This window comes from Pseudoblastomonas marina, assembly GCF_014641655.1.
Lineage (GTDB): Bacteria > Pseudomonadota > Alphaproteobacteria > Sphingomonadales > Sphingomonadaceae > Alteriqipengyuania_A > Alteriqipengyuania_A marina.
The window spans coordinates 624,670-643,574 of record NZ_BMID01000001.1; the positions used below are offsets into that span (position 1 = coordinate 624,670).

At 66.5% G+C, this 18,905-nt stretch carries 16 protein-coding genes and 1 tRNA gene; 10 read left to right on the forward strand and 7 right to left on the reverse strand.

Annotation, left to right across the window (positions count from 1 at the left end; genetic code table 11):
* Window positions 1-3: 3 nt before the first annotated feature.
* The gene (locus IEW49_RS02985) at window positions 4-1,245 is read right to left on the reverse strand and encodes a cytochrome P450 (protein WP_188641284.1); all 1,242 of its coding nucleotides are present in this window, start codon (window positions 1,243-1,245) and stop codon (window positions 4-6) included.
* Between the two features lie 163 nt (window positions 1,246-1,408).
* On the opposite strand from IEW49_RS02985, the gene IEW49_RS02990 reads away from it, so the two are divergent.
* Window positions 1,409-1,484, forward strand: a tRNA-Trp gene (locus tag IEW49_RS02990).
* A gap of 98 nt (window positions 1,485-1,582) precedes the next feature.
* The gene (locus IEW49_RS02995) at window positions 1,583-2,197 is read left to right on the forward strand and encodes a PilZ domain-containing protein (protein ID WP_188641285.1); all 615 of its coding nucleotides are present in this window, start codon (window positions 1,583-1,585) and stop codon (window positions 2,195-2,197) included.
* A 60-nt stretch (window positions 2,198-2,257) separates the two neighbouring features.
* Here IEW49_RS02995 and IEW49_RS03000 read toward each other — a convergent pair whose 3' ends face one another.
* From IEW49_RS03000 to IEW49_RS03010, 3 genes are all read right to left on the reverse strand, one after another.
* Window positions 2,258-5,572: a hypothetical protein gene (locus tag IEW49_RS03000; protein ID WP_188641286.1), complete on the reverse strand. Its 3,315-nt coding sequence runs from the start codon at window positions 5,570-5,572 to the stop codon at window positions 2,258-2,260.
* A 494-nt stretch (window positions 5,573-6,066) separates the two neighbouring features.
* Entirely contained in the window at window positions 6,067-7,590 is a 1,524-nt protein-coding gene (locus tag IEW49_RS03005; RefSeq protein ID WP_188641287.1) for an alanine/glycine:cation symporter family protein, read from the reverse strand.
* A 122-nt stretch (window positions 7,591-7,712) separates the two neighbouring features.
* A complete protein-coding gene (locus tag IEW49_RS03010) occupies window positions 7,713-9,221 on the reverse strand; it encodes a tetratricopeptide repeat protein (RefSeq protein WP_188641288.1) in 1,509 nt (502 codons plus the stop codon).
* A gap of 196 nt (window positions 9,222-9,417) precedes the next feature.
* Here IEW49_RS03010 and secE point away from each other — a divergent pair, with 196 nt between their 5' ends.
* Together secE and nusG are read left to right on the forward strand one after the other, a co-directional pair.
* Window positions 9,418-9,612, forward strand: coding sequence for a preprotein translocase subunit SecE (gene secE / locus IEW49_RS03015; protein WP_188641289.1), 195 nt, complete (start codon window positions 9,418-9,420; stop codon window positions 9,610-9,612).
* A 31-nt stretch (window positions 9,613-9,643) separates the two neighbouring features.
* Window positions 9,644-10,180, forward strand: a complete 537-nt coding sequence (nusG, locus tag IEW49_RS03020; protein ID WP_188641290.1) for a transcription termination/antitermination protein NusG — start codon at window positions 9,644-9,646, stop codon at window positions 10,178-10,180.
* A gap of 18 nt (window positions 10,181-10,198) precedes the next feature.
* On the opposite strand, the gene IEW49_RS03025 is transcribed toward nusG, so the two are convergent.
* A complete protein-coding gene (locus IEW49_RS03025; RefSeq protein ID WP_188641291.1) occupies window positions 10,199-11,368 on the reverse strand; it encodes a sensor histidine kinase in 1,170 nt (389 codons plus the stop codon).
* A gap of 116 nt (window positions 11,369-11,484) precedes the next feature.
* Between IEW49_RS03025 and IEW49_RS03030 the strand changes: the two genes are divergently transcribed.
* Window positions 11,485-12,057, forward strand: coding sequence for a protein-methionine-sulfoxide reductase heme-binding subunit MsrQ (locus IEW49_RS03030; RefSeq protein WP_229658058.1), 573 nt, complete (start codon window positions 11,485-11,487; stop codon window positions 12,055-12,057).
* A 9-nt stretch (window positions 12,058-12,066) separates the two neighbouring features.
* Here IEW49_RS03030 and IEW49_RS03035 read toward each other — a convergent pair whose 3' ends face one another.
* The gene (locus tag IEW49_RS03035; protein WP_188641293.1) at window positions 12,067-12,585 is read right to left on the reverse strand and encodes a ComEA family DNA-binding protein; all 519 of its coding nucleotides are present in this window, start codon (window positions 12,583-12,585) and stop codon (window positions 12,067-12,069) included.
* A 192-nt stretch (window positions 12,586-12,777) separates the two neighbouring features.
* Between IEW49_RS03035 and IEW49_RS03040 the strand changes: the two genes are divergently transcribed.
* The 5 genes from IEW49_RS03040 (at window position 12,778) to IEW49_RS03060 (ending at window position 16,914) form a co-directional block, all read left to right on the forward strand.
* Window positions 12,778-14,829 carry a putative bifunctional diguanylate cyclase/phosphodiesterase gene (locus IEW49_RS03040; RefSeq protein ID WP_188641294.1) on the forward strand — a complete coding sequence of 684 codons (2,052 nt, stop codon included), beginning with the start codon at window positions 12,778-12,780 and terminating at the stop codon, window positions 14,827-14,829.
* Window positions 14,826-15,296 carry a BLUF domain-containing protein gene (locus tag IEW49_RS03045; protein ID WP_188641295.1) on the forward strand — a complete coding sequence of 157 codons (471 nt, stop codon included), beginning with the start codon at window positions 14,826-14,828 and terminating at the stop codon, window positions 15,294-15,296. The genes IEW49_RS03040 and IEW49_RS03045 overlap by 4 nt, the downstream gene beginning before the upstream one ends.
* Before the next feature lie 171 nt (window positions 15,297-15,467).
* Window positions 15,468-15,899, forward strand: coding sequence for a 50S ribosomal protein L11 (rplK, locus tag IEW49_RS03050; RefSeq protein ID WP_188641296.1), 432 nt, complete (start codon window positions 15,468-15,470; stop codon window positions 15,897-15,899).
* A 2-nt stretch (window positions 15,900-15,901) separates the two neighbouring features.
* On the forward strand, window positions 15,902-16,603 hold the full coding sequence (rplA, locus tag IEW49_RS03055) for a 50S ribosomal protein L1 (protein ID WP_188641297.1): 702 nt from the start codon (window positions 15,902-15,904) through the stop codon (window positions 16,601-16,603).
* Between the two features lie 131 nt (window positions 16,604-16,734).
* The gene (locus IEW49_RS03060) at window positions 16,735-16,914 is read left to right on the forward strand and encodes a hypothetical protein (protein WP_188641298.1); all 180 of its coding nucleotides are present in this window, start codon (window positions 16,735-16,737) and stop codon (window positions 16,912-16,914) included.
* Window positions 16,915-17,049: 135 nt separating this feature from the next.
* On the opposite strand, the gene IEW49_RS03065 is transcribed toward IEW49_RS03060, so the two are convergent.
* Window positions 17,050-18,903, reverse strand: coding sequence for a YadA-like family protein (locus tag IEW49_RS03065; protein WP_188641299.1), 1,854 nt, complete (start codon window positions 18,901-18,903; stop codon window positions 17,050-17,052).
* Window positions 18,904-18,905: the final 2 nt, after the last annotated feature.

Consider the following 18,905-nt stretch of genomic DNA (forward strand, 5'->3'; position numbering starts at 1 on the left):
CGGTCAATCACGCGAGTGCAGGAAGATCGGCGCATCGCCGACCGGGCGCAGCGTCCATTCGACATGACACTGTAACGGGCTCTCGGGGTTCGGCGAGAGGGAAAAGCGCTGGCAGGTCATCACCAGAAATAGTGCGAGCTCGACCAATGCGAGGCTCGATCCGATACAGCCACGCGGGCCCGAACCGAATGGCAGCCAGGCGGCGCGTCGTTCGCGCGTATCGTCTTGGGGGTCGAGGAAGCGTTCGGGCAGGAATGCGTCGGGCTGGTCCCATAAGCGTCGGTGCCGCTGCATCGCGTAGATCGCGACGATCGCAACCGATCCAGGCTCGAGCGTAACATCGCCGATGGTGAGCGGAACCCGTATCTCGCGCATCAATTGCAGGATCGGAGGAAAAAGCCGCAGCGTCTCGCGCACGATTGCACCGGCTACGGGAAAATCGCGCAGTGAGAATGCGCCCGCCGTCCGTTTGGCAGCCTCGTCGCGGATCGCGTCCTGTAGCTCCGGTCGGTGGGCGACCAGCCACAGCATCCAACCCAGCGCGACCGCGACGTTGTCGTGACCGGCATGGAGGAAGAGCGTCAACGTGTTCAGGTCCTTCGGGTCTGCCACGCCGTCGCGGCTCGCTTTCCAGTCGCGCGCCAGCCGCTCCGCCAGGGGCTGGAGGTGCACCAGTTCTTCCTTGAGCTCGATCGGGCACATGGCCGCGATCGTGCGGGCAGTGTCGTCGATCCCCGGGGATCGGTGGCGGGCTTGGCGATCGCTGGCGAATATCGCCCGATACAGCGCGTCCAGGCTAAGTCGGCGGGTGTCGCGAAGCAGCGGGACCGCTCTTTTCGGACCGAGCGCGGCCCATTCGTCCATCATCTCGTCCCCGGCGAGCTCGAGCCGGGGTACGAGGCCGGCGGCGCGGTCCGCCGTGATCGGCTGCGCGATCGTACGACGCTGCCCGCGCCAGTCCTGCTGGTCGGCCTGGACAAGATTCTCACCGTAGCTTGCACCAAGGATCCGGTCCTGGAAGCGCGCCCGCGGAAAATTGTCGCTGCGATTCATCAGGATGGTCGACACCGCCATGGGGTCGGACACGAACGCCAGCGCCTGCCTTCCGGCCTTGGCCTGTACCACGCCGGTGTCGAGCAGGTCGTCGGGCCAATGGGCGAGCGGATCGCGCGCGACTCGACCGATCGCGGGCAGTTGCCCTTCGCCGGAGCCGTTCAACACCAGTTTCGGAGGCTCGAACGCCACCCTTGTCCCCCCTTGCGTCGCGCTGCCTTACGCGCGCTTCACTGGTCCGACAAGCGATTGGGAACGGACGGAAAAGAAGTCCCATCGGGCGTCGGCGGCGCCCCGCGGCCGCATCGCCGCTTGCCAATTCGGCGCGTCCGCCCTAGAGCGCGCATCCGTCTGCAGGGGTGTAGCTCAGCTGGTAGAGCATCGGTCTCCAAAACCGAGGGCCACGGGTTCGAATCCTGTCACCCCTGCCAGACGATTGTCCGACATGTCCGCTTTTCGCCGGTTCGGTTTGCAACCGCGCCGGGCGCCGCGTATTGTTCCCCGGGGATCGCGACGCAAAGCGAGGGCCATGGGAAACGAAAGCATCCGCTTTTTCCTGCGAGACGGGCGCATCTGGGTGCGCGGCGGCGAATATGCGGATAGCGTAGATCTCGGTCCTTCGGCGGAAGTCGGTGTCGCGATGGAGCGGTTCGTCGAGGAGCGCAGGCTGCGCGCGGCGCGCGCCGAAGCGGAACCGCCGGACGAATTCCCGCCGCCGCCCCAACCGTCACCGCCACCGCTCCACCCGCCAGCACCCGCTTCATTGCCCCCAAACTCGCCGGACCGGTCGGTGCTGCCGCCATCACCGGTCGCGCCCGAATCGCATTCCACCTCATCGCGACCCCGCTACCAGGTCGATCGCAGCGAACTCCGCCACGAACTGACGATCCAGGCCCGGATCGTCGCCAATTCGGGACCGCGCGACGTCACCGTGCTCGACCTTTCGGAAAGCGGTTGCCGCTTCGCGGATCGCTATCGCGGGCTCAATCCGGGCGACAAGATCACGATCAAGATCGGGCCGATCGGTCCGGTCCGGGCGACGGTGCGGTGGTGCGATCACGGCTATGTCGGGATCGCGTTCGACAACCCGCTCTACCCGTCGGTGCTGGAACACATCCGCGATCACTTCGACATCCGGAAGTAACCGTCCCGCTTTGCGGGCGGGGAAGCGGTGCCGCCGCGAGGCGAACGGCCCCGCCGTTGTTCAGAAGCCGATCGCCATGCCGACGCGGCCGCTCGCGCCCTCGTCGCCGGTATTGCCGGCAATCGCGCCCGACACGTAGATCCGCGGGGCGACCCGCGCGGTCACTGCCGCCGAATAGCCCTGCTCGCCCTGGTGGGTCGCGCCGTTGACGCTGATCGAGACGGTGCTGTCGGGCACCACCATCGTACCGCCCATCGCCATCGCCGCGGCGACCCCGCCGCGCATCCGCGTGTCGAGATCCTCGAGCGCGAACTCCATCGTGTCGAGCCGGCCCGACAGCGCGAGCACGTCGCTGCTGAGCGCCTCGAACTGGGCGTCCGAGATAGCCGCGATGTAATCGACATTGGCGCGCACGGCATCGACCGAGGCGGCGGTTGCCGCCTGCTGGCGCCCGAGCACCCCGTTGGCGTCGACGGTCACGACATCGACCGGCCCCTCTTGGGCGGCGGTCGAAGCGTCGAGATCGCCGATCTTCACCGAACTGCCCGCGCCGCCGAGCACGACCTGGTCGTTGGCGGTGGTCACCGCGGCATAGCCGATCGCCGTGGCCCGCGCGTAGTCGGAGGTCGCGTTATGGCCGATCGCGGTGGCGCTGGCATTTCGGGCCATCGCGGTGCGGCCGAGTGCGGTCGCGTTCTCGTCGGTCGCCTGCGCGCCGTTGCCGACCGCGGTCGCCTGCAGCGCCGGGGCGAATGAGGCGTAGCCGAGCGCCATTGCGTAATTGCCGCGTGCGGTGGCGAAGGACCCGAAGGCGAGCGTCCCGATACCCTCCGCGGAGGAACCCGTCCCGGCCGCGGTGGTCTGCAGGCCGGTGGCCTTGGCGCCGTAGCCGAAGGCGGTGGTGCGCAGGCCCGAAGAGACCGCATCGGCCCCCACGGCGAGCGATTCATTGCCCGAGGCGATTGCTTCGCGGCCGACCGACACCGCGCTGGCGCCCGAGGCCGAGGCCCCCAGAGAGTCCTCGTCGGTCCCGTCGCCGCCGATCGCGACCGAATATTCGCCGGTCGCCTGCGCGCGGGTGCCGCCGGCGAAGCTGCGCGTCCCTGAGGCGTTGGCCTGCAACCCGACCGCGGCAGCATACTGCCCCGCCGCCGCCGAATAGGAGCCGATCGCCGAAGCGCCGGCCCCGGTGGCATTGGCCTGGTGACCCATCGCCGAAGACCACTGCGCATCCGCCACGCTCGACGAACCAACCGCCGTAGCCTGGGTGGTGGCGGAGCTATTCCCACCCACCGTTGTCGAGTTCACTCCCGATGCGACCGCATTGTGCCCGATGGCCGTAGCCATAAACTGATCGGCTTTGGCGAAGCCCCCAAATGCACTCGCTGCGCTGGCTTGGGCCGATGAGCTGATACCGACTGCCACGGCCTGATTGTCGCTGATTGCACCCGTGCCCACCGAAACGGCTCCGTTGCGCGCGATGGCCTCACTGCCCATGGCAGTGCCACCCTGCGTCGCCTGAGCGTTGGGACCGACGGCAATCGAATTGGACCCCGAAGTAGCGGCGTTGGATCCTACGGATATCGCATTTGCGTCGGTAGCAGACGCGTTTTCGCCGATCGCGACTGCGTCGATGCCGGTAGCGCTCGCTGCCGCGCCATCGGAATTCACGTCGAGATAGATCGAGGCGGAGCCCGTGCCGCCACTACTGACGCCCGCGATCGCCGCGTTCAATTGTGCGACGTTTACCGCATCGTAATCGCCGATCCCCGCATTTACGTTCGTGATGCGGCGCTTCACCCCTGCGGAGCCCACCGAAACCGTGTTTGTCTGGTCCGCGACCGAACCGGTACCGAGTGCAACCGACGATTCCGCGCTGGCTTCACTGCCATATCCGATTGCGAGCGCCTCGCGGCCCGTTGCATCGGCCTGATATCCGATCGCCGTGGCGATGAAACCGGTTGCCGAGCTTGATGAGCCGATCGCCGTCGTCACAACGCCGTCGGCAGTCGCATTGTTGCCCACCGCGAGCGTTCCAAATCCGCTGCCAGCGAAGCTACCCGAACCGATGGCGGTGCCATTGTTCTCAGCTTTCGAACCTCCGCCAATGCTCGTACCGCCATTGCTTGTCGCTTGAGCGGAATGGCCGATCGCCACCGACGCATCGCTGGCGGTCCCGCCGGAACTTCCCCCGCTGGAAATCGAATTGTAGCCGACGGCAACGCTGCCGTTGCCATTCGAAGAGGCATTGGGACCGAATGCGCTGCCGACTGCACCCCACGATCGCGAACCCGAACCGACCGAAACGCCGCCATCACGCGCATTGACGTCGCGACCTATGGCAATCGAATCCCCGAAATCCGTACTCGCATTGGTACCCAGGGCGATCGCGTCGTCGTCATAGGCAATCGCATTGGTACCTTGCGCGATCGACCGCGCGCCCTGAGCGCGGGCGTTCTCTCCGATCGCAATGGCGTCCTCGCCCGAGGCATCGGCCGCAGTGCCTGTGGAATTCACGTCGAGGAAGGAAAGGCTGGTGGCCCCTTCGGTACCGCCCGCCGCGATGGCGTTGTTCAATTGTTGCAGCGTTACGGCATCCGTCGCATCCACCGCGTCTGCCAGATTGGTGATGCGCCGCTTGGCACTCGAATTACCGACCGAGACGGTCATCGCCGCACCGACGGTCGAGCCCGCTCCGAGGGCCACACTGTCCTCAAACCCGGCGCCAGCATTGGCTCCCAAGGCAATCGAGCGTGCTCCAGTTGCGGACGCTTCGCCGCCGACCGCAACGGCATTTGTGCCGGTCGCGATGGCGCCATCGTAAAATACTGCAGCACCCCCAAAGTTGATCTTGGAGCCGATGGCGATCGAGCCTTGGCCGGCCTCGGAGTACATCCCGATCGCGATGCCTTGGTCACTTGCGTTGGCGCTGCGACCTAGCGCGACGCCATTCTGAGCGGTCACGGTTGAATTGCCGATAGCAACCGCATTGGAAGCACCGCTGGCGCTGTCGCCGATCGCAATCGCGTAGGACGTGGCGTTTGCGGAGCGTCCCAGAGCAATACCGCTCGTTCCGATCGAAGAGGCATAAGGTCCGACAGCAATGCCGTAATAGCTCGACGCCGAAGCCGCGTTACCGACGGCGACCGATTCGTAACCCGACGCGGTGCTTTCATTGCCCACCGCCGTCGCATCGGAACCCGCAGCACTGGAATCCACCCCGCACTCCAGCCCGTCATCGGCGGTGCTCGCGGTGGCATCCGGCCCGTCGTTCGTATTGCATTCGGGCGTGTCGTCGGCGCGGGCCGAGGTGGTGAGCGCGACGATCGAGGTGGCGGCGAGCAGCAGGCTCGCCGTCAGGCGACAGGTATTCATGGTTTGACCCTCCATTCGGGCGAAAATGCATCGCCCCTTCCGCCGCGCATGGTGTTGAGCAGGGGTCTGAAAGACAACCTCTTTGCCGCCGCCCTTCCACAGCGCGCCGGCCACTGTGGCGAATCGGTCACGCCGGGGCCGGACGGCGGTCGCGCTGCCGCGGCGGGAACCGATTTCCGCAACCGGAGGTTTATCCCCCCAAGACGGGAATGAAGATTGAGGAGAACAACATGGCTAGCGTCAGCTTTCGCAGCTCGCGCCCGGACTCATGGATTTCGCCGCGTCCGCATTCCGATCCTTCGGCGCGTTTCATGAAGCACGGTGCGATCCGCCCGATGGAACAGCCGGGATTCTGGGCTCGCCTTCTGGGCACGCACTAGGACGGTGCGACCGGCGCGCTTCGGGTGCTCCGGAAAAGGTAGACGAAACGAAAAGGGCGCGGTGCCGATCCGGCACCGCGCCCTTATTCATTGGAGCCGGAAGCCCCCCGGGGATCAGTATTCCTCGGGCTCTTCGGGCGTTTCTTCGTGGTATTCCTTGCCCGCGGTCCGATCGCCGCGCGACAGCGCGAAGACGACGCCCGAAAGCAGCGCGATCGCGAGGATGTTGGGCAGCAGCATCGTGGCGTTGGAAATGTCGCCGAGGCGCCAGACCAGCTCGCTCGGCTGCGCCGCGCCGATGAAGATCACCACGCACCACAGCACGCGCCAGGCCATGTGCAGCTTGCGCTCGCCGCTGCGGGTCGAACCCTTCACCCGGTCGTAGATGAAGGTGATCGCGCGTTCGCCGTAATAGCTCCAGGTGAGCAGGGTGGTGAACACGAACAGCAGCAGCGCGATAGAGGCGACCAGCGTCCCGATCGGGATCGCGGCGATCTCGGCCGGGAAGGCGGCGGCGAAGGCGCCCGAGGTCATCTCGAAGCCGACGCGGTCCGACTGCCAGACATGCGGCACGATCTCGCCGGCGTTCGAGAACTCGCCGCGCACGGTCAGGATCACCAGCGCGGTCATGGTGCAGATCACGATCGTGTCGATGAACGTGCCGAGCATCGCCATGCGGCCCTGCTGCTCGGGATCGTCGGTCTGCGCCACGGCGTGCGCGATCGGGGTCGAACCCTGGCCCGCCTCGTTCGAGAACAGGCCGCGGGCGACACCCGCGCGGATCGCCATGATGATCGCCGCCCCGGTAAAGCCGCCGACCGCGCTCTGCGGGTTGAAGGCACCGTGGAAGATCAGCGCGAAGGTCTCGCCGAGGTCGCCGAAGTTCAGGATCAGCGCGATCGCGGCCATCACGATATAGGCCGCGGCCATGAACGGCACGACGCTTTCCGCGACGCGGCCGATCGACTTGATCCCGCCGATGATGACGATGAAGACCAGCACCGCGACGATCAGCCCGCCGAGCCATTCCTCGATTCCGAACAGCTCGTTGAGGCCGTCGGCCACGGCATTGGCCTGGATCGAGTTGCCGGTGACGAGCGCGCTGAACAGCGTGCCGATGCAGAACAGGATCGCAAGCCAGGTCCATTTCGGACCGAGACCCATCATGATGTAGGTCATCGGACCGCCGCGCTTGACTCCGTCGGAGGTCGTTTCGCGATAACGGATTGCCAGCGAGCCCTCGGCGAAGGCCAGCGCCATGCCGAACAGGGCGGTGATCCACATCCAGAAGATCGCGCCCGGACCGCCCAATGCGATCGCGGTGGCGACGCCGGCGAGGTTACCCGTGCCGACCTGGCCGGAAAGCGCGGTCGAGAGCGCGGCGAAGGGCGAAATCTCGCCCGCGCCCGCACCCTTGCGGCTCGAGAACAGGCCCTTCAGCGCCGAGAAGAACTTGGTGATCGGATAGAAGCGCAGGCCAACCATCACATACAGGCCGACCCCCAGCAGGATCAGCGCCAGTGGCGGGAAGGGAATGACTTCCACCCCCTCCCATGTGCCGCCCCAGATGAGGTCGGATATGTTGGTGACCGGCTGGATCATGCGGTCGCCAAGCGAAGCAGGCTCGGTAGTGGCCATGTCAGGTATTTCCCCTTTGAACTCCCTTTGTGGCGGGGGTGCTAACGGCAGAACCGCGCGAATGCCAGCCTTTGTGGCGAGAAGGCACACAGCGGAGCGGCGCTGGACGCCCGCGAACGGGGCTAGGGGCGGTCCGGCCTGGCCAGCGCGAAGGCGATGCGGACCTGCTCGCGGAACAGTGGCGCGTAGGATCGCAGCTTGCCGGCATTTTCCGCGTCGAAGCCGGTGCCGCTCGCGACATGCGCCAGCGCGCCCTCGATCCCGCGCTGGAGCAGCGTCCGGGCGAGCGCAAAATCGCGACTCCCCCGCGACACCGCCTTGGCGAGGCGGAGGTCGGCGGCGATATTGGCGTCTTCGTAGGGGTCGTAGAAGGCACGGGTTTCCCGGAGCTTCCGCGCTTCGGACAGGTCGCGCTCGGCCTCGTCCCAGCGCCGGGTCTCGAGCAGCGCCTCGCCGCGGGCGAGCAGCGCCTTCATCCGCATCGCCTCGAATGGCGGGGCATAGGCCCCCGCCGCGAGCTGCGCGTCGGCGAAGGCGAGGTTCTCCGCCGCGAGCGCGATCGTGCGTGCATGGTCCTCGGTGCTCGCGAGCGCTTCCATCAATGCGCCGCGCAGGAAGCTTTCGGCCATCGGGTTGGCTTCGAGCACCGGGTCGGCCAGCGCTTCCTCGAACACCGCGATTGCATCTTCGCCGCGTCCCGTCGCGGCGAGCGCCTTGCCGAGCATAAGCAGGTCGTTGACCTGCGTTTCGACGAGTCCGTCAGCGAGCGGATCGAGCATCGTGTCCCAATAGCGCAGCGCGACCTTCGGATACCCGGCCTCCTGCGCCTGCACCGCCAGCCGCCGCAGCGCGCGCACCACCGATGCCGCGCGCTCGGGATCCTCGAGCCGGGTGCGGAAGCCCGCGAGCGCGCTTTCCGCCGCGAGCACCGCTTCCTCGTCGCGACCCTGTTCGTAAAGCGCGCGGGCGAGGTCGGCGAAGTAGTCGGCAGTGTCGGTCCGGATCTCCGCGCTTTCGCTTCGTTCCACCGCGGCGATCGCGCCGCGTGAATCGGCCTCGGCGAGCGACCACAGCGCGAGGCGCCGTTCCTCGTTGGACCATTCCTCCGCGGCGCGCCGCGCGAGCATGTCGCCGCGCGCGGACAGCAGCATCGCGGCTTCGCTCGGATCGCGATCGAGCGCGCGCGAACGTTCGAGCGCGAGGGTCAGCTGCTCGATTGCTGCGGGGTACCCAACCCCGCCCCAGACGATTCCGTCGCTCACCAGCCCCTTGATCGCGCTGGCGTAGAAATAACGGATCGTGGGCTCGTTGTGGCCGCCCAGCTCGTCGCGTTGTTCGGCAAGCTCGAGCCATTTCTCGGCCGCGGCGACGGCATCGCGCGGCTTGTCCCACGCCCAGGCGAGATAGAGCTGGAGGTAGAGCGGGTAGAGGCAGTCGCCCGAGCCCGGCCGTTCGCTCTCGCAGCGCTGCTCCTCTTCGGCGAGATAGGCGACGGCTTCCGGATATTCGCCCTTCAGCCGGGCCTCGTCGATCGGCCACGGCAACGCGGTCTCGTCTCCCTCCTGCGCCCCGACGGCGGCCGGGACCAGCACGGCGAGCAAAGCCATGAGCGGGAAGAGGATTCGCGACATCGCGGGCACTCTAACGCGGTGTTTCGTCCTGCCAACAGTCGCGATCGGTCATCGCACACTTGCACAAGCGCGCCGCCGGGGTTAGAGGCGAGGGCAATTCCGACATCGATGGAAAAGCAGCCCCTCCCGGACTTGAACCGGGGCGGCGCGGACCCCATCCCGGAAGAGACGAGTTTCACTTTTGGGATTTTGAACGATGGCGAAGACCACCCCCGGAGAATTCATCCGCCAGGTGCGGGCCGAAGCGTCCAAGGTTGTCTGGCCGACCAAGGCGGAAACGATCCAGACCGCGATCATGGTCGGCATCATGGTGCTGATCCTCGCGCTGTTCTTCTTCGGGATCGACAGCCTCTTCTCTTCCATCGTCGGCTGGCTGCTGCGGCTCGCCTGATCCCTAAACAAGCAACGGACGACTGACACACATGGCCCGCTGGTACATCATCCACGCCTATTCCGGTTTCGAGAACAAGGTGCGCGACACGATCATTTCGGAAGCCGAACGGCTCGGCTTGTCCGACGCGGTCGAGGAAGTGCAAGTCCCGACCGAGACGATCACCGAGATCAAGCGCGGCAAGAAGGTCCAGACCGAACGCAAGTTCATGCCGGGTTACGTGCTCGCCAAGCTGACCATGACCGACGATGTCTACCACCTGGTCAAGAACACCCCCAAGGTGACCGGCTTCCTCGGCAACAACAACAAGCCGCAGGCGATTTCCGAACGCGAGGCCGCGCGCTATTTCGGCGGTGTCGAGGACGCCAAGAGCGCGCCCAAGCGCGAGATCAACGTCGATTACGAGATCGGCGACCAGGTCAAGGTGCTCGGGGGACCCTTCGCGAGCTTCAACGGCGTCGTCGAGGAGCTCGATTTCGACAAGCAGAAGGTCAAGGTTTCGGTCTCGATCTTCGGCCGCGCGACCCCGGTCGAGCTCGACTTCGAGGAAGTCGAACTAGTCAAGTAAGGCCGCCGGCGCGACGCGTCAGCTTTCGAGTCCGAAACTCTCGTCGACCAGGCGCGCCGCGTGCGCTTCCTCGAGGCCGCGATCAATGTTGGCGATGACCGATGTCAGCGGCGCGTCGAGGCGATAGCAGAATTCGCGCGCCCGGAACTCTCGCACCGCATTGCCGCGCAGCATGACGGGGACGATCCGGGTCAGCAGCTTGGTGCCGAACCCTTCGTGCTCACCGCTGCCGAACCGTTCCGATGAATCTTCGGAGAGGCTCTCGTGCCACTCGAGCTCGAAGCGATCCTCGTCCGCGTCGTAGGTGACGATCTTCCAGGAGAGCGAGACCCGCGTGTCCTCGGTTTCGGAAAGATTGTATTTCTGCGCGTTGGTGGCGAGCTCGTGCAATGCCAGCGCGATCTGCTGCGCCGCTTCTGATCCGACGGCGATCGCAGGTCCCTCGATCGCCACGCGGTCGGGGAAGACCTGAATCAGCGGTGCGAGCTGATCGCGCACCACCGTTTCGAGCTGCTCTGAAGCATTGTTTTCCGCCCGCTTGATCGTGGTCGTGGCCTTGGCCAGCGCGCGCAGGCGGGCGAGCAGGGTCGCGACGAATTCCTCCTTGGTGCCGGAATCCTTGGCGCTCTGGCTGGCGAGCGAGCTGACCACCGACAGCAGGTTGCCCGAACGATGCACCGCCTCGCGCGCCTGAACCGCGAGGTTGGCATTGAGGCTCTGCAGTTCCTCGGTCCGTTTCTCGACCTGGTCCTCGAGCGTGGCGAGCGTCGCCTCGTGCGCGGCGATTTCGTCCTGCAACTGCTTGTTCGCTTCGCCCATCTGGCCGGGCGAAGGGAGTGCGACGAGCGTCGGGACGAGCCGGAAAAGCACCACCGCGGTGATCGCGGAAACGATGCCGGTGGCAAGCTTGAGCGCGCCGATCCACGGATAGATCGGCCACCACAGCGTGACGATCCCGGCAAGGTGAGTGAAACCGCACAGCAGGATGAAGCTGGCGAACAGCATGACCAGCCCAGGATGCGGGACGTCCTTGCGCTGCCGCAGGACCGTTATCAGCGCGAGCGGGATCGCCATGTAGGACAGGAAGATGAGCAGGTCCGACCCGGCCCACAGGATCACCAGCCACGGTTGCCATAACAGGCACATGCCGTGCGGCATGTAGTCGCCATATTCGATTATGTGGCGCATTCTAAATTCTCCGACCCCCGGATTGCCGCGCAATCCGGGTAAGCCGATAGGCCTCTTTCGAGGCGATGAACAGTTCGGCCTTTGACTTCGCGGCTGAAACAGGCATCGGTGGATTGGTGAAGACGCTCGCCGCCTCGCGCCCGTTCCTGTGGCTCGTGCTCGCGCTGCCGGGCGCGTGGATCCTTTATCGCTGGGCGGCGACACCAGAAGCCTACGGCTATGGCCATGCGATCGGCGACAGCGGCGACTGGGCCGCATGGCTGCTGCTGGTGACGCTCGCGGTGACCCCGGTCCGGCTCGCGCTCCGCAAGGCGCGGGTGGCGATCTGGCTGATGCGGCATCGGCGCGATCTCGGGGTGGCCAGCTTCGCCTATGCCGCCGGGCACACCGTGATCTACCTCGTTAACAAGGCGGGGCTCCGCCCGGTGCTGGCCGAGGCGGGATCGCCCGACATGCTGACCGGCTGGCTCGCGCTGGCGCTGTTCGTGCCGCTCGCCGCGACCTCGAACGATATCGCGGTGCGCGCGCTCAAGCGGGCATGGAAGCGGCTCCACCGGCTGGTCTATCCGGCGGCGGTGCTGACCTTCGTGCACTGGGCGCTGGCGGCCTTCGATCCGACCACGGCCTACATCCATATCGGGATCCTGGCCGCGATCGAATCGGTGCGGGTCTGGCTCCAGCGCCGCTAGGCGGAGGGCTTACAGCGTGACGTATTGCCGGAAGCGCGCGACTTCGGCCTCGTCGACATACTTGCCGATCTCGCGGTTGAATTCCTCGATGTTCTCGTAGGGACGATATTCGAGGAATTCGCCGATCATGCGCTCGGTCATGCCCGGGATCAGCGCGATGTCCTCGCGGGTGGCGGTGTTGAGGTTGACCGGGACGAACACGTTCGCGCGCATCGCGGCGGCCTCTTCCTCGCCCAGCGTTTCCAACAGCACCGCGTTGAAGGCGGTGGTCGAGGCATAGGGCTGGCCGGCGACGATCGAGGCGGCGAGTTCTTCCGATGCGCCCGCGGCGGCAAGCTGCTCGGCGGTCGCGGTGTTCGCATCGAGCACGCCCGCAGTCTCGGTGTCCGCGGTGGTCGTGTCGGCATCGGCTTCGGCTTCGGCCATTTCCGCGGCGGCCGCTTCGTCGGGATCTTCGCCCGCATCGGCACAGGCGGACAGGGCGAGGGCAGAGCCGCTCAGGGCGGCCACGAAGACGAGTTTGCGCATGGAGTAATCCTTCTTGGTAAAGCGTCGCAATAACGGGTTTGGCGGGTCGTGCGAACCCCCCGATGCGAGCATTGCAAGCATGGTGAACGAGGCACGGGAAATTCGGCAGGACAATCTTGGGTTTCGCTTAACTTCCGCCCCCTAGGGACCGTTAACGCGGGGACGCCCGCAGGACCGGATCCAGGAACATAAATGCATTTCTTCAACCATCTCCTGCACGACCACGATCTGGCGCTGATCCTGCTGGCTGCGGCGATCTGCGCGGCGGGCTGCTATGTCGGCGTCGGCCTGTCGCAGCGCGCGGCGAGCGAACGCGGGACCGCGCGCTGGCACTGGTGCTTCCTCACCGGGATCGTCGCCGGCTGCACGATCTGGGCGACCCATTTCATCGCCATGTTCGGCTATCGCTCCCCGGTACCGGTGTCGCTCGACGGGGTACTGACCCTGCTGTCGGCGCATATCGCGGTGGTCGGGAGCTGCGCCGCGGTGGCTGTCGCCACCTTGTCGCGCCGGCTCTGGGCCTCGGCAACTTCGGGGCTCCTGTTCGGCCTGACCATCGCGGCGATGCACTATACGGGCATGTCCGGCTATGTGTTCGCGGGAGCCGAGGTGCGCTGGGATTACGGGCTCGTCGTCGTCTCGATCGCGCTCGGCACCGCGCTGGCCGCGGCGGCCAATTTCCGGCTCTCCGGGTCCGACGGTACCAAGGTGGATATCGGGTCGGTCGCGCTGTGGGTGGCGGCGATCGTAGCCCTTCATTTCACCGGGATGGCATCGATGACGATCGCACCGCTGGCTGGTACGGTGGTGACGGACGCGACCTATTCGGGGGTCGGCGGGAACGCGCTGGCCGGCGCGATCGCTACCATCAGCCTTATGATCGTGGGGCTGGGCCTGACCACCTCGCAGACCGATCGCCGCCAGCAATTGCGCTCGCGCCTGCGGCTCCAGCACCAGGCGATGCACGATGCGCTGACCGGCCTGCCCAATCGCAGGGCTTTCGGTCGCGCGCTCGCCAAGCGCAGCGCCGCCGCCGAGGCCACCGGTGCCGCCTTCGCGCTGCTCGTCGTCGATCTCGACAATTTCAAGCCGGTCAATGACGGCATGGGCCATGCCACCGGCGACGAGGTGCTCAAGCGTGTCGCGCACCGGCTCGAATGCGCCGCTCGGCCCGGAGATTTCGTCGCCCGCGTCGGCGGTGACGAATTCGCGATCCTCCTCGACGGGGTGCGCGATTCCAGCGCCGCGGGGAGCGTGGCCGATCGCGTGATCGAGATCCTCGGGCGCCCGTTCCTGATCGGAGAGCAGATCGCCGAGATCGGGGCCTGCGTCGGGATCAGCCTCGCGCCGCATCACGCGACCAATCCGTCTCGCCTGGTCAATCACGCCGACCATGCGCTCTATTCCTCGAAGCGCAGGGGCAAGGGCCGCTGGCAGGTTTTCGACGATACGCTGCTCGAAGCGATCGAGCGCCGCCGGGTGCTCGAAGCCGCGCTGCGCCGCGCCGCGGTGCGCGAGGACTTCGACGTCGTCTACCAGCCGATCGTCGATTCTTCGACCGACGAGCTGGTCGGTGCGGAGGCCCTGGCGCGGTGGAGCCCGGCCACCCACGGAGCCGTTCCGCCCGCCGAGTTCATCCCCATGGCCGAAGAGCTCGGGCTGATCGGGCGGATCGGTATGACGGTGCTGCGCAAGGCCTGCCGCGAGGCGATGAGCTGGCCCGATTCGATCAAGCTCTCGGTCAACCTGTCGCCGGTCCAGATCCTCGATCCGCGCCTTGTCTCGGGGGTCGCCGCGGTGCTCCACGAGACGGGCCTGCCGCCGCAACGGCTCGAGCTCGAAATCACCGAGACCGCGCTGCTCGGCGACGACGAGCTCGCGCTGCGTACGCTCAACCGGCTGGTCGCGCTCGGGGTCAATGTCTCGCTCGATGATTTCGGGACCGGCTATTCCTCGCTCAGCTACCTCCACCGCTTCCCGATCAGCCGGATCAAGATCGACGGGAGCTTCGTCAACCAGGCGCCGGTCGATGCGAACAGCGCCTCGATCGTGCGCGCCATCGCCGAACTGGGCAAGAGCATGGATTTGCAGATTACCGCCGAGGGCATCGAAACCGCCGCCCAGCGCGAATTCATCACCAGCCACGGGTGCCAGAACCTCCAGGGATTCCTGATCAGCCGACCATTGTCGGAAGCCGAATTTTCAGATCTGTGCAGAGCAGCGGGACAGGAGCGCGCGGCATGACCGAACGCTTCGACCTGACCGACCAACCGGGCGCACCGCTCCTGCGTCTGTTCTACACCAGCAGCGCGATCGCCCGGCTGGGCGCGCGCGAACTGGCGCTGGCTTGCGAGAAGCGGAATCGCGAGGCCGGGATCACCGGCGTGCTGCTGCGGGTCGACGCGACCTACCTGCAGGTCATCGAGGGCGCGCCCAAGGCGGTCGCCGAGACCTTCGAGCGGATCTGCTGCGACCTGCGCCACCGCAATCTCGCCCTGCTCGAGATCGAACCCGCAGACGAGCGGATCTTCGGCGATTGGTCGATGGCGCATGTCGGCGACAGCGAAAGCCTCACCATCGCGCTGCGCGACGACCTCGAGGACATCCGCCTGCTCGCCGGGGTCAACGCGCACAACACGGTGCTGCGGATGCGGCAGCTGCTCGACGCGGTTCGCGCCCGCGACCTGGAAGTGCGCAACTGCGCGGCCTGAGCGTCGCGAGCGGCCGAATCGCTTGCAAAATCCGGCGAAATCGCTATCTGCGCGGCTTCCCAGCTACCAGCATCGGGAAATCCACGCGGGAGGCGCCGGCGACGGCGCCGTCTGGACCGCTTAACATGAGCCCGGTTTCGCGCCGGGCGACAGTGCGAAAAGGAGGCCATCATGGCCAAGAAGATCGAAGGTTACATCAACCTTCAGGTGCCCGCCGGCACCGCCAATCCCTCCCCGCCGATCGGCCCTGCGCTCGGTCAGCGCGGCGTCAACATCATGGAATTCTGCAAGGCCTTCAACGCCGCCACGCAGGACCTTGAAAAGAACGCCCCGATCCCGACCAAGATCACGGTCTATGCCGATCGGAGCTTCACCTTCGAAACCAAGTCGCCGCCCGCCAGCTACATGCTGAAGAAGGCCGCCAAGGTGAAGAAGGGCTCGGGCGAGCCGAACAAGACCAAGGTCGGCACGATCAAGGCCAGCCAGATCAAGGAAATCGCGGAAGCGAAGATGAAGGATCTGAACGCCAACGATATCATGCAAGCGATGAAGATCATCGAGGGCTCCGCGCGCTCGATGGGCCTCGACGTGGTGGAGGGCTGATCATGGGCAAGATGACCAAGAAGCAGAAGCTCGTCGCCGAGAAGGTCGACAGCGAAAAGCTCTACTCGTTCGACGAAGCCATGACCGTGCTGCGCGAATTCGAGAAGATGACGAAGTTCGACGAGACCGTCGAAGTCGCGATGAACCTCGGCGTCGATCCGCGCCACGCCGACCAGATGGTCCGCGGCGTCGTGTCGCTGCCCTCGGGCACCGGCAAGGACGTCAAGGTCGCGGTGTTCGCGCGCGGTGACAATGCCGACGCGGCGAAGGAAGCCGGTGCGGACGTCGTGGGCGCCGAAGATCTCATGGAAGACATGCAGAACGGCAACCTCGATTACGACCGCGTGATCGCTTCGCCCGACATGATGGGCGTCGTCGGCCGTCTCGGTAAGGTGCTCGGTCCCAAGGGCCTGATGCCGAACCCGAAGCTCGGCACCGTGACCCCCAACGTCGCGCAGGCCGTCAAGGACGCCAAGGGCGGCCAGGTCGAATATCGCGTCGAGAAGATGGGCATCATTCACTCGGGCATCGGCAAGATGAGCTTCGACGATGCCGCGCTGAAGGCCAACTTCAAGGCGCTGACCGAAGCGGTGGTCAAGGCCAAGCCGTCGGGCGCCAAGGGCAAGTACGTCCGCAAGGTCTCGCTGACCTCGTCGATGGGCCCGGGCCTCAAGCTCGACCTCTCCGAAGTCGAGGGCGCGTAAGCCACCATATCATCGGATATGCCGATTACAGGGGCCGGGGGAGCAATCCTCCGGCCCTTTGTTTTGGATAAAAGGAGATGGGCAGGCGTTGATCGGGTGAAGCTGCAAGCAATTCCCCGAAAGGAAAGACCATGTCCTCTCTCTGGAGCCTCGCCACGATCCTCGGTCCGATCCTGCTGATCGGGTTCATCATCTGGGCCTATGTCAGGAACAGGCAGGCCCCCGACAGCACGGTGCGCAAGGCCGAACGCGGCGCGCGCGAGCTGCGCGAGGAACTCGACCAGGAAGAATACGACCGCGGCGAGCGCTGACGCGCCGTATACGGTGCCGGTTACGTTCGCGCTGCCGACCGGCGCGCTGCATCGGCCAGCATTTGGATTGCGCAAAAGAGAAGGGCCGGGGTGCTTGCGCACCCCGGCCCCACTCATCCTGGTCCGCAGGTTGAGTTACCAGGCGATCTGGAAGCCGCCGCGGGCGCCGACTTCACCGCTGTCGAAACCGACACCGAGACCGGCCGAGATCGAAGCGTTGTCACCGACACGGGCGCTCAGCGCCACCGTACCGGCACCACGGTCGGCGAAGTAGCCGACGCCGCCCGACAGGCCGAAATTGGTGCCTGCCGGCAGGGCCGGGCTTTCCATCGCGAGACCCATCGCGACGCCTTCGTTGGCGCGGCTGATGTCGATGCTGTTCTGCGCGGTCAGCGCTTCGAGCGTCGTGGTCCGGGCACCGAGCGCGCTGATCGCGGCAGTGTTGGTCCCGATCAGCGCGGTGTTCGACGCGATCGCGGCGGTGTTGCTCGCCACGGAGGCCGAGGTGGCCAGCGCGGTGCGGCCCAGCGTGCCATTGGTGTCGGTCGTCACGGCGAAGATCGTGCCGGTCTGGCTCGACGTGCTCGTGCCGAGGCCGGCGATCACCACCTGGCCGGCATTGGTCGCGGTCGCGCCGTTACCGATCGCGACCGAGTTTGCACCGGTTGCACGCGCGAGGTTGCCAATGGCGACCGAGGCGCTGCCCGAGGCGTTGGCCGAGTCACCCGCGGCGAACGAGCTCGCGCCCGAAGCGTTGGCGAGCACGCCGACCGCGGTCGAGCGCGTGCCGGTGGCGAAGGCGGCATTGCCGAGACCGGTCGAGAAGTCGCCGCGCGCCTGCGCCGAGGCGCCGACGGCGGTGCCCGAACGGCCGGTGGCGTTGGCGAGGTAGCCGAGGCCGGTGGCGTAGGTGTTCGAGGCGTTGGCGGCTTCGCCGAGCGAGGTCGAGAACTCGCCGCTGGCGATCGCGAGGTGGCCGATCGCCGTCGCGCGCTGCGCGGTGGCTTCCGAACGCCAGCCATAGGCGGTCGCGCCGGCGCCGATGGCGAAGGCCTGGCCGCCGACGACGGTGGTCGACGGGCCGCTGGCACGGGTCAGGCGACCATTGCCGGTGCCGTCGCCGCTGCCGATGGCGATCGCATCGGTGCCTTCGGCGGTCGCTTCGTTACCGATCGCGACCGAACGCTCGCCCGAGGCGACCGCGTTGTAGCCGCTGGCATAGGAGAAATCGCCGGTCGCGAAGGTGAAGCCACCCTGCGCGATCGAACCGATGCCCGAAGCGGTCGCGTTGCGACCGAGCGCGATGGCCTGGCGACCCGAAGCGTTGGCGTCGGTACCCTGGGCGATCGCATCGTCGGCCGACGAACGCGAACGATAGCCGATCGCGATCGCACGCTCGGCCGAAGCGAAGGCGTTGTAGCCGCTGGCATAGGCGAAATCGGCGGTGGCGAAGGAGAAGCCGCCCATGGCCGTCGCACCGATGCCGGTGGCGGTGGCGTTGCGACCCATGGCGACAGCCTGACGGCCATTGGCGACGGCATCGCGGCCGACGGCCACGTCGTCATTGTTCACAGCGCGCGCGGTGTAGCCGATGGCAACGCCACCTTCTTGGAGCGCGGTGGCGAAGGCGCCGACTGCGGTCGCGCCGAGGCCCGTCGCGTTGGTGCCGCGACCGATCGCGGTAGCCTGGAGCGCCGAAGCGTTGGCCTCGGTGCCGACGGCAGTCGCGCTCGCGCCGCTGGCGGACGATTCCGAACCGACGGCCGTGCTGTCTTCGCCATTGGCAGTCGAATTCTCACCGCAAGCCAGCGCGTCGTCGCCGACCGCTGTTGCGCCGTTGACGCCGTCACCGGCATCGAGAATTCCGTTGTTGTTGGTGTCGGTAAGACACGCTTCCTGCGCGGCGGCAGGCGTGGCGATAAGCATGGCCGAGCCGGCACAGCCGGCCAGCAGCGCAGCTGCGAGCTGCTTCGTGTACATCGAATTCATAT